This is a genomic window from Streptomyces katrae (assembly GCF_000717655.1).
Lineage (GTDB): Bacteria > Actinomycetota > Actinomycetes > Streptomycetales > Streptomycetaceae > Streptomyces > Streptomyces katrae_B.
Window position 1 is genome coordinate 164,240 of record NZ_JNZY01000024.1, and the last position, 10,407, is coordinate 174,646.

Annotated in this window: 12 protein-coding genes; 5 read left to right on the top strand and 7 right to left on the bottom strand. The window is 70.6% G+C overall.

The genetic code is table 11. The annotated features are described in order from the left end of the window. Positions 1-108 precede the first annotated feature (108 nt). Positions 109-1,278: a serine hydrolase domain-containing protein gene (locus tag IF09_RS0126630; RefSeq protein ID WP_030299781.1), complete on the top strand. Its 1,170-nt coding sequence runs from the start codon at positions 109-111 to the stop codon at positions 1,276-1,278. A 7-nt stretch (positions 1,279-1,285) separates the two neighbouring features. Here the strand turns inward: IF09_RS0126630 and IF09_RS0126635 are convergent, their stop codons facing one another. Next, positions 1,286-1,858 (bottom strand): RICIN domain-containing protein, encoded by a 573-nt coding sequence (locus IF09_RS0126635; protein WP_030299782.1) that lies wholly within the window; start codon positions 1,856-1,858, stop codon positions 1,286-1,288. Between the two features lie 489 nt (positions 1,859-2,347). Here IF09_RS0126635 and IF09_RS0126640 point away from each other — a divergent pair, with 489 nt between their 5' ends. Further along, on the top strand, positions 2,348-2,779 hold the full coding sequence (locus IF09_RS0126640) for an SSI family serine proteinase inhibitor (RefSeq protein WP_234321158.1): 432 nt from the start codon (positions 2,348-2,350) through the stop codon (positions 2,777-2,779). A gap of 22 nt (positions 2,780-2,801) precedes the next feature. On the opposite strand, the gene IF09_RS42000 is transcribed toward IF09_RS0126640, so the two are convergent. Then, complete coding sequence (locus IF09_RS42000) at positions 2,802-3,269, bottom strand: DUF3887 domain-containing protein (protein WP_158710063.1); 468 nt, start codon at positions 3,267-3,269, stop codon at positions 2,802-2,804. Between the two features lie 523 nt (positions 3,270-3,792). Between IF09_RS42000 and IF09_RS0126650 the strand changes: the two genes are divergently transcribed. Then, positions 3,793-4,131, top strand: a complete 339-nt coding sequence (locus IF09_RS0126650; protein ID WP_030299785.1) for a hypothetical protein — start codon at positions 3,793-3,795, stop codon at positions 4,129-4,131. 79 nt (positions 4,132-4,210) lie between these two features. On the opposite strand, the gene IF09_RS0126655 is transcribed toward IF09_RS0126650, so the two are convergent. From IF09_RS0126655 to IF09_RS0126665, 3 genes are read right to left on the bottom strand one after another with little or no spacing between them, the layout of a single operon-like run. Further along, the gene (locus IF09_RS0126655; RefSeq protein ID WP_051832922.1) at positions 4,211-4,714 is read right to left on the bottom strand and encodes an SRPBCC family protein; all 504 of its coding nucleotides are present in this window, start codon (positions 4,712-4,714) and stop codon (positions 4,211-4,213) included. Beyond that, positions 4,711-5,175 carry an ArsR/SmtB family transcription factor gene (locus IF09_RS0126660; RefSeq protein WP_051832924.1) on the bottom strand — a complete coding sequence of 155 codons (465 nt, stop codon included), beginning with the start codon at positions 5,173-5,175 and terminating at the stop codon, positions 4,711-4,713. Before IF09_RS0126660 ends, IF09_RS0126655 begins: the two co-directional genes overlap by 4 nt. A 3-nt stretch (positions 5,176-5,178) precedes the next feature. Continuing rightward, positions 5,179-5,553 carry a VOC family protein gene (locus tag IF09_RS0126665; protein ID WP_030299788.1) on the bottom strand — a complete coding sequence of 125 codons (375 nt, stop codon included), beginning with the start codon at positions 5,551-5,553 and terminating at the stop codon, positions 5,179-5,181. A gap of 317 nt (positions 5,554-5,870) precedes the next feature. On the opposite strand from IF09_RS0126665, the gene IF09_RS0126670 reads away from it, so the two are divergent. Then, entirely contained in the window at positions 5,871-7,106 is a 1,236-nt protein-coding gene (locus tag IF09_RS0126670; RefSeq protein ID WP_030299789.1) for a tryptophan 2,3-dioxygenase family protein, read from the top strand. A 365-nt stretch (positions 7,107-7,471) separates the two neighbouring features. Continuing rightward, a complete protein-coding gene (locus IF09_RS0126675) occupies positions 7,472-8,614 on the top strand; it encodes a hypothetical protein (RefSeq protein ID WP_051832926.1) in 1,143 nt (380 codons plus the stop codon). 89 nt (positions 8,615-8,703) lie between these two features. Here the strand turns inward: IF09_RS0126675 and IF09_RS0126680 are convergent, their stop codons facing one another. Then, positions 8,704-8,973: a hypothetical protein gene (locus tag IF09_RS0126680; protein WP_030299791.1), complete on the bottom strand. Its 270-nt coding sequence runs from the start codon at positions 8,971-8,973 to the stop codon at positions 8,704-8,706. Between the two features lie 226 nt (positions 8,974-9,199). Further along, positions 9,200-9,733, bottom strand: a complete 534-nt coding sequence (locus IF09_RS0126685) for a GNAT family N-acetyltransferase (protein ID WP_078613476.1) — start codon at positions 9,731-9,733, stop codon at positions 9,200-9,202. Between the last annotated feature and the right edge of the window lie 674 nt (positions 9,734-10,407).

Consider the following 10,407-nt stretch of genomic DNA (forward strand, 5'->3'; position numbering starts at 1 on the left):
TCCCGTGATGTGCGTCCGAGGCCCCGGAAGTCACCATCGTGCCGTGAGCAGTTGACCGGAGGATGCCTCGGCTTCCCGACGGTTCCACGATTCCAGAGGAGTTGAGCCATGGCTGAGCAGGTAGCGCAGATGTTTCGGTCTTCCGCACGGCAGCAGAGCGGGCGGCGTGGAGCCCTGTCGGCAGCGGCCGCGGTGACCGTCGGCGTTATGGCCCTGGGGGCCCTGGCGCCGCCCGCCGCGTTCGCCGCCGGCCGCCCGGACAGCGTCCAGCAGGGCCTGAACGCCCTGGTGCGCGCCGACGGCCTGCCCGCCGCATTGGCGAGTGTCAAGGACCGTGAGGGCCGTAGCCGCACCTACACCGCAGGGGTGGGTGACCTGGCCTCCGGGTCGAAGGTGCCTGACGACGGCCAGGTCAGGATCGGCAGCACCACCAAGGTGTTCACCGCGGTGGTCGTGCTGCAACTGGTCGGTGAAGGGAAGATCGGCCTGGACACCACGATCGACGGCTACCTGCCGGGCCTCGTTCGCGGGGAGGGGTTCGACGGGCGCCACATCACCGTCCGGCAGCTCCTGCAGCACACCAGCGGACTTCCCGATTACGAAGCACTCGTCGACGACGACATCCGTCAGCACCGGTACCTCGACCCCCGCGACCTCCTGGACATCGCTTTCCGGCGCAAGGCCGACTTCGCCCCCGGGACGAGCTGGGGGTACAGCAACACGAACTACGTGCTGGCCGGCCTGATCGTCCAGAAGGTCACCGGCCGCCCCCTCGCCGAGGAGATGGACAAGCGCGTCATCCAACCCATCGGACTGCGCCACACCTACTTCCCCGCCCCGGGCGACATGGCCATCCGCGAGCCCCATCCCCGGGGTTACCACAAGGATTCAGCAGACACGCCTCCGCGCGACGTCACGGAGATGGACCCTTCGGTGGGCTGGGCGGCGGGCCAGTTGATCTCCACCAACTCCGACGTCAACCGGTTCCTCACCGCACTCCTGGCCGGCCGCCTCCTCCCGGCGGCCCAGCTCGCCGAGATGCGCACCACCGTCCCCATCGGGGACACCGGCGCCGGCTACGGACTGGGGCTCATGAGCAGGCCGTTGTCGTGCGGCGGTGTCTACTGGGGCCACGGTGGCGACATCACGGGATACGAGACCCGGGGCGGAGTCACCGACGGGGGCCGCGCCGCCAGCGTCGCGATAACCATCGTTCCGCCGGACTCCGCAACCACGAAGCGTGTCGAGAGTCTCGTGGACACGGCCCTGTGCCGCTGAAGCCGCCTCAGTCGATGGGCACTCCGGTGCGCAGCACCCAGCGGCGTGACGGGTGCGTGTCACATGTGAACTGGACCAGTGGGACGTTGTTCTCCCGCGAGACTCCGCCCGCTACGGTCGCGCACTTGCCCGTCTGAGCGTTCACGAGCTGGAAGGAGCCGGAGCTGTCGCCGTTGGTGATGCGCCAGCGGCGCGAGGGGTGTGTGTCGCAGGTGAACTGGACCAGTTCCAGGTTGTTGGCGGCGGAGACCCCGCCCGCGACCGTCGCACACTTGCCGGTCTGCAGGTTGATGATCTGCTGGGAGGTGCTGCTCGAGGCGGGGATGCGCCAGCGGCGCGAGGGGTGTGTGTCGCAGGTGTACTGGACCAGTTCGAGGTTGTTGGCGGCGGAGACCCCGCCCGCGACCGTCGCACACTTGCCGGTCTGCGCGTTCACGAGCTGGAAGGTTCCCGATATCCGGGCCGGGGAGGCGGCCGCTGTTGCCTGTGCGACCGCGGCATCGGGCAACAGGACGAGGCTCCCGGTGAGAACGACGGTCGGCACCGTCAGAAGCCGGCGCGCGTGGGTGCGATTGCGCATGGGAGTGCCCCTCTCGTGAGGCTGTGAGGGAGGTGAAGACACCGGTGACCGGGCCTGAGGACGACTTCACGCCCTGGTTCCAATGAACCGCCGCCGGCCTGCCTGTGGTCCAGTGCCAGCGGCGCACCGGCCTCTCCCACTATCGAAGCCCACCCCCGGCGCTGCAACCGGTGACCGACCCCGGGCCCACGGATACGGAACGGCAGTATCCGGTCAGCCTGGATGGCCGTTCGGTGAACCCCGCGCGGCCGATGGCAGGTCAACGGCCTGCCATCGGCACGCCTCGCCCGGTATCACCCTCCGTCCGCACCCGGTTGCGAAGGGACACGGCCCACCTGAGCAGCCAGAACGACCATTCGGTCGCCTGTGTTCGAACAGGGTGTCCGTAAATCGGTCACCGATGTGCGCGCCGCCTTCACACCGGAGAGACTCGGGAGCGTCAAGCCGACACACCGCAGCCAAATGCTGCATCCACCCTTCGAATTGAAAGTGAGTACTGTCGTGCGCTACCGCACCGCTGCTGTCTCCGCCGCCGCCCTCCTCTCCCTGGCCGGCGCCACCGGCATCGCCGAGGCACAGCCCGCGAGCCTGTACGCCCCGTCCGCCGTGGTCCTCGCCGTCGCCAAGGGCGAGGACGCGGCCACCGTCGTACGGGCGTCCGCCCTGAGCTGCGCACCGACCGCCCAGGGCACGCACCCCGACCCCAAGGCCGCCTGTTCGGCCCTCGCCGCCACCGCCGGCAGCCTCGACACGCTCCTGGCTGCCCCGGACCAGAACCGCGCCTGCCCGATGCACTACGACCCCGTCACCGTCAGCGCGGACGGAGTCTGGAAGGGCAGCCGCATCTCCTGGAAGCACACGTTCTCCAACACGTGCACGATGTCCGCGACCTTCAACGGGAACGCCGTCTTCGCGTTCTGACCGGCGGATCCGAACGGGGCGCTCAAGGCTGCCGGATGGTCGGCGAGATCGGCACTCCCGGCTCGAGCAGCCACAGACCGGCGACGCTCCCGTCCTTGTGGAACGACACGCGGAACTCCCCGGGCTCGTGTTCCATCCGCAGCGGCACACCGACCACGGTGAACTCGCCTACTGTGACGTCCCGGGGATCCCCGTGTGATCGGTAGCGCCCGAACGTGTCCTGATAGGTCTTCCAGGCCCCCGCGAGGGCGTCCGCGGTCAGCACCTTGCGCAGCGCCGGATCGAAGTGGGCCGTGGCCGCCGCGGAGTTGCCGCTCACGATGTCATCGAGCATCTGGGTCGCGGTCCGGTCATACGGAGTCCGAGCAGCCGGGAATGCTGCCGCGGCCGGGCCCGCGACCGTCGTCGTGGCGGCGCGGGCCTGCATCGCGGCCGACGCGGAACCACTGACCGGCAGCAGCACGCAGGCGGCCAGCGTGACAGTGGCCACTGCATGAACGAGTTGCCGCTTGCCGCGGCTGAGCGTTGTGACGTTGTGCGGCATCAGCACCACGACCCTCTCCGCTCGGCGGATCCGGACACGTCCATCCTGCGCCGCTCGCTCACCCCGCGCATGCCAGGGCCCGTCATCCGGACGGGCTCAGGCCCGGCTTGGGGGTTTTCCGAGCCCGTCGCGGCAGCAGGGCCTTCCAGGTCTGCACCGACTGCGGATCGGAGGTGGGGAGTTCCCGCTGGGGCGACCCGCCCGGTGAGGGGAGGCCGAGGGCAGCACCGCACCGGGCTGCCGTCCTCCGAGCCGGGGTGCGGGCCCGAGGGATCCCACGGGCCTGCGTCCGGAGCGTCCGCCGCAGGCTGCTCCACCCGGCACCATGGCTGCCGACGTGCGTCAAGCCCCGGATATCAGGGGCATGACCGGTCGTGGGTGTCCGGGGCCCAATGGATACACGGAGCCCGCCGCGGGCTCTGCCCGGGGCCCTGCCCCCGAGGCCCCCTCGCACCACAAGGAGCACCTCATGATCCGCACGACCCTGACCACGCGTCTCGCCCTCCTCGGCGCCTCCACCGCCCTCGCCGCAGGTGGCGCGCTGCTGCCCTCCAGCGCCTTCGCCGCACCGGCGGCACCGCAGGTCGCTGCCGTACAGACGGCGCCCGCCCATCAGACGCACCCTTCCGGCAACACGACGACGGTCATCGTAACGAAGACCGTCAATCGCACGCTGCCCGACGGCAAGGTCAGGGTCATCACGACCACGACGGTCACCAAGACGACCAAGCGCCACGGCAAGGTGGTCAAGCAGACCATCACGACGACCGTGTCCAAGAAGACCCTCCCGGCGCCGCAAGGCAACTGAGGCAGCACACGTTGACATGGAATGGCCCGCAATCCCCTACGGGGTTGCGGGCCATTCGTGACTGCGCGGAGTGACGGCGCTATCCGCCGGCGCCGGCGTCCGCGAGCCCGCCGGGCTCGTCGGCTCCGTCGGGGCGGTCGAGGAACGCTGCCAGGGAGCGCATGATTCCGCCGCGCCAGCCGTTGCCCATGAAGGTGCGGGCGCGCTGCTGGAGGGGGTGGTCGGGGTCGAAGCCCTCGTGGTCGAGGAGGAGGCGGGTGCCGCGGCCTTCGGGGTGCAGGGTCCAGGTGATGGTCCAGTCGACGTCGATGCCCTGGTCGGGGTCGGCGTCCTGCCAGCCGATACGGAGCATCCGGCCCGGCTCGAAGGCCAGCACCTCGGCGGCGATGGTCCCGGAGAACCCGGTGGCCGGCATCGGGATCGCCTGCATGGTGTAGCGATGGCCGACCTCCAGGCGGAAGTCACCCGGCATGAACCAGCGCGCCAGCAGCTCCGGCTCCGTCAGGGCGCGCCACACCTTCGCGGGCGGGTGCGGCAGGAACTGATCGACGTGGACCGCGGTCAGGTCCTCGCGTCCGGTCATGGGGCGTCCTCGTTTCCGTCGGGCGTGGCGGGCTGGGCGGACGGGGCGGATGGGTCAGGCGGGACGGGTGCGCCGACCGTGCCGGGCGCCGCGCCGGGTGCGGCCGGCTCGTCCGGCATGTCGTCCAGGAGGCCGGCCAGGGCGGTGAGTTTCTCGCGCCAGAACCGCTCGTAGGGGTGCAGCCACTCCTGGACCTCCAGCAGCGGCTCCGCCCGGAGGCGGTAGATCCGCTGGCGGCCGGTCTTCGTCTCGGCGACCAGCCCGCTCTCACGGAGCACACGCAGCTGCTCGGAGAAGCTCGGGCGCGCCATGTCGAAGTGCGCGGCCAGCTCGGCGACCGGCTGCGGGCCCTGTTCGCGCAGCAGTCTGAGGACCTCGCGGCGTATCGGACTGGCGAGGGCCGCGAACACCCGGCTCTCCGCCCCTTGCGCCGTCTCGGCCGCGCCGCCCCCGCCCGCCACGGCTCAGAACCCTGCCGGCACGGGTGCGGCCAGGACCCAGGTGTTGCCGTCCGGGTCGGCGAACTTGGCCTGGCGCCCCCAGGGGTGGTCCAGGGGGCCGTCGACCTCGACGCCGGCCTGGGCGAGTTCGGCACAGTCGGCGTCCAGGTCGGTGCTCTCCAGCAGGCTCGCGGCCAGATTCCCCGGGGTGAAGCCCATCTCGGCGGTCGCGAGGACGAAGCTCGTCTGGGCGTCCTTCGGGGCGACCTGGAGCCATCGGATGGGGCCCACCGCACGGTCGGAAACGACCTCGAATCCGAGGGTGTCGACGTAGAAGGCCTTGGCCCGGTCCTGGTCGGAGACGGGCACGGTCACGAAACGGGTGTGGGAGATGTTCATGCACTCCACTATAGGTAGGAGATTTCCTACCTATCAAGTCGACCACCGGGGTCCGTGCCGGGCCCGCGCCCTGAGCGGCCGCATGTGTCAAGCCACGAATATTCGAGCGAAGACGTACGGCCCTTCGATCATGCCTAGTGGGACCAGGGCCCCGCCCGGGACGCGTGAGGCTCACCACCGGACAGACAACGGAGATGAGTCACATGACTTCTGACTGCCGAACGCGATGCATGAGGGCCATATCCCAGGGTGGCTGCCTCGGAGCAGATGCCGAGAAGAGCCCCGAATTTCCGGCTCGCGGAACGTGTACTTCACGCGTGGCCGGCTTCCGGGAGGTCAGCCGCTGGGTGACCGGTGACGGCCTGACGCCCGAACTCGACGGGATCTCCCTGGCGCGGGCCGTCACGGAGCAGGCGCGGCGCAGAGGAAAGCATTTCCTGCCGAGGAAGACTCTTGTCCGACTGAGCGAGATCCGCAGCCGGAACGCTGCGGGCCGTCCGTTCCTCGAGGCATTCCTCCACTGCATGCTCGACAAGCACGAAGGCCGCTTCTGGAACCGGAGCTATCTCGCGCTGCCCCTCCTCGAGCTCCTGCTGGACGAACGGCACTCCGCACTGAGCCCTGACCGGCTGGCCACGCTCCTCATCTCCGACGTCATTCGGTTCGAGATCGAAGCAGCCGCCACGTCACCCGAGGAGCCGGGCCGGGGCCGGCCGGATCCGGCGACGCTGCGGAAGCGGCTGCGCCACGCCCTGCGGTTCGTGGGCGACCATCTCGGCGCGCCGGATACGGAGGACGTGCCGTCAAGGCCGGGCCAGCTGCCCGAATCCCGGATGGAAGGCCTCCTCCCCCACCTGCCGCGGCCTCCGGCGACGGACGCGGGCCGCTGGTTCGACGTATCCGTCCAGCCGGTGTACGTGCTCCACGACGAATACTTCTTCATCCGCGCCCTTCAGACTCATGAAATGGTCTTCACCACGATCTCGGCCGACACGCAGGCAGCCGTCGGGGAATTGCGTGACGGGCACCTGGAAGCCGCTGTCGAGCGAGTGGATCACGCGACTGCGATGTTCGAGCGTGCCGCAGCGCTGTTCCGGATGGTCGCCACGATGCGGGCAGAGCAGTTCTTCGCATTCCGGCAGTTCACCCAAGGTGCCAGCGCCATCCAGTCCGAACAGTACAAGCGGTTCGAGATGGCCTGCGGCACGCCGACCGCACCCCGCCTGCAGTCGGATGCCTTCACGAATGTGCCGGCGGTGCGTGCCGAGGCTGAACAGGCCGGCCATGACAGTCTCACTCGGGCCTGTCTCGACCTCCGCGGCGAGGGCGCATTCAGCCAGGCGCAATGGACCGTTCTCGACGCGGCACTCGGCCGGCTGGAAAGCAGGCACCAGCGCTGGAAGTCCACCCATCGCAGGCTCGCCATGCGCATGCTCGGGGACGCCCACGGGTCGGGTTACACCAGCGGCGTTCCCTACCTCACCGAATGCCTGGACAACCGCCTGTTCTGGCAGCTCGGGGAGGTCGGCTCGACAGCCTCCGCCACCGGCTGACGACGAGAGGGCCGCTCAGGCCTCGACGTACGCGACGAGGATCAGCGTGCCCAGAGCTCTCGATCTGCTCCTGCGCGACGTCGTAGAAGACGACGCGCGCGCAGCGAGGACCGTGCTTGCCCGTCAGGCGACGTCCGAGCGCGCAGCGCGTCCTGTTCCCTCTGGTCGAAGAGGATCCGCATCGGGGCCTCCCGGTATAGGGACTGGCACGAGGCTGGCGCAGCACCCCAGCCGTGCGGGCCCGTTCGGCCGGTACGAAGGGGCGTGCGCGGCCGGGCACATGGGGCGGGGAAGCGGCTGCCGGGCGTCTGACGAGGTGGGATACGTTGTGGCTCCATTCGGGGGACGATCTACGGAGCTTGTACATGACGCAGAACACAGGGTGGGGCGGCCACGGAGGCGGCTGGGGCGGCACCCCACGGTGGGGCGGCTGGGCGCCGCCCGCACCGCAGCCGGGCGTGATCCCGCTGCGGCCGCTGGCCCTCGGGGAGATACTCGGCGGATCGTTCTCGACCATCCGCCGCCACTGGAAGCAGCTGGCCGGCGTGATGCTGGCCGTGCAGGCCATCGTCCTGCCGGTCATGGCCCTCGCCACGGGCATCGCCGTCGCCGCGGTGTACCAGCACATCGAGCCCGTCTTCGATCCCCCCTTCGGGACGCGGCCCACGGCCGAGCACGTCGTGCCGGTGCTCGTCGCCGGCGGCACGCTGTTCGTGCTGCTGCTCCTCACGGGCGGGCTGGGCGTGGCGGTCCTCACCGCGCTCTGTCCGGCGGTCCTCAAGGAGGCGGTCATGGGCCGCCCCACCACCTTCCGCGCGATGTGGCGCGCCGCCCTCCGGCGCACGCCCGCGGTGGCCGGCACGATGCTGCTCACCCTCCTGATCGCCGGCTCTCCGGTGCTCGCCGTCATGGCGGTGTGGCTGCCGCTGATGTTCTCCGCGGCCTCCGGTGACGCCTCCCCGGCGATGCTCGCCCTCCTGCCGGTGTTCCTGCTGGTCGCCGTCCCCGTGATGGTGTGGCTCAGTACCCGGTTCGCCCTGGCCCCGGCCGTCGTGGTCCTGGAGGGCGCCCGCCCGGTCACGGCGCTGCGCCGCTCGGCCAAGCTGGTCCGGGGCGAGTGGTGGCGGATCTTCGGCATCACCATGCTCGGCGGGCTGATTGGCGGGGCGATCTCGTACCTGATCCAGTTGCCGTTCAACGTCATCGGCATGTTCGGAGTGATTCCCGCCGTGGCGGACCAGCCCGAGGGGAGCGGCCCGACGTCCGGCATGATCACCGCCTTGGTGGTCGCCTTCGTCGCCATGCTCCTCGGCGGCGCCGTCAGCCAGATGTTCCAGATCGGATTCACCCAGCTGGTGAGCGGCGTGCTGTACGTCGACCAGCGGATCCGCCGCGAGGGCCTGGCCGATGCGATCCTCGCCGAGCTCGCCGCCGACGCGCCGGACCCCGGCCCCGCGCCCACGGCACCGGCCCCGCCCTCGCAGCCCGAGGAGCCGACCGACACCTGACGGGGCGTTCGACGGGGACGACGACGCCTGCCGGTCAAGGTCGTTCTGGTGGCCTCCCGGCGTCCTGGGCGATCAGGGCCGGCGCCCGCTCAGGGAGCAGCGCGGCAGGCCGTCACCGCGGTCCCGTTGGTCACACTGGCCTTGGTCAGGCCGGTCACGCACTGGTCGTGGTAGCCGGTCGACCCGGCCGTACACGCCGCGCGGATGGCGGCCGGGACCTCGCCACCCTGCAGCTCCCGCTCGACCTGGTTGATGCAGGCCGAGACGTCCGCGTGGGCGGCGGGGGCCGTGAAGGCCGCGCCACCGAGTACGAGGGTCAGGCCGGTGAGGACACCTGCCATACGGGTTGACGTGCGCATGGGACGCACCTGCTTTCCGGGATCGTCGCGCGGCCCGGGGTCTGCATGTGCCGGATCCGCGTGGGAACGGCGCCGAGTGCACACGGCCGACGTGCCGCGAACAGCCCGGGCCCCGCACCGGACCGGCTCGGCAGGGCTTCCCCTCCCCGTTCGACGCTAGAGCAGCCCGCTGCCGTACGCACCCGCTGGGCGGGGCGGCGGAGCGTCGGCCTGCCCGGCCCGTCCATCACCTGAGGACTTCGAGGGCGCCTGCGCCCGGCTGTCGCACCATGTAGACGTCGACCGGGTCCTGGACTTCCACGGTGAAGCCGTGGCGCTCGTACAACCGTCGGGCGGCGCTGCCCTGCAGGACGTTCAGGCGGACGCGGACGTCGTCGGCGTCGGCCCGATCCAGCAGTGTGCGCAGGACGGCCGATCCGAGGCCCCGGCCGTGCAGGGCCGGAGCCAGATAGAAGTGCTCCAGCCACTGCCCCTCGTCGGCCGGGCGTACGGTGACGCAGCCCGCGAAGGCACCGTCGGCGACGATGACCGACGTGTGCCGCGAGGAGAAGGAATCCCGCAGCCGCTGCCGGACCCGATGCTCGTCGAACCGTCCCAGTCGCTCCAGGTCCGGGCGCATCACCGTTGCCCGCAGCTCCGCGATCGCCTCGACATCCGTCAGCTCTGCGGGACGCAGCGTCCACTGCGTGGGACGGCCCGACTCGGCCTCCGGAGCCGGGTGGCCCGGCCGTATTCCGTCCGCCCTCGCACTCGTATGCATGGCCGGAGTATCTCAACGGCCCGCGAGATCGTTCCCTGCCGGCCCGGTGATCTCAGGCCGAGCGCCGCAGGTCGTCCAGGAGGCCCTCTTGGGTGGCGTCGGGGGTGGAGACGGGCGGCGACCGCGCGGAATCCGGGGATCAAGATGATCGTGCCCCACGCGGACGGCTTCCTGCCCCATGCCGCCCACCGCTCAGGCGGTGTACTCGTTCACGCGCCCGGCCCCGGCGCGGGCCCCGGCGGGGTCGTCGGGGGCGGCGAGCGGTGCTGGGTACGAGAGGACGCCGGTGGCGATGGACCTGCGGTCCATCGTGGCGATCGCGCCCGGCCATACCGCGACTGCGGTCCTGGGGGATGAGGTGCTGGTGGACGTCGATGCGCGCGGGCCCGTCATTTCTGCCCGTGCCTCCTCGGGCGCGGGTGCCTGTCGCGGCGACAGCCTGTCCCCGGAACAGCCCCACCGCGGCGCTCGGTGGCCAGGGCGTGGGGGTGGCGGAATTCCCGCAGGTCAGCCCCCCTCTTGCGGACCGAATCCGCACCGCATGCACGTTCGGCAGCGGGCTTCTATCAAGATCCATGCACCTCGTCAAGCCACGTATTCGAGTGGCGTGACGCCCGCTCCCCCACACGGTTTATTGGAACTACGCCCCCACCGGGGAAACCCCCGGAAAACAA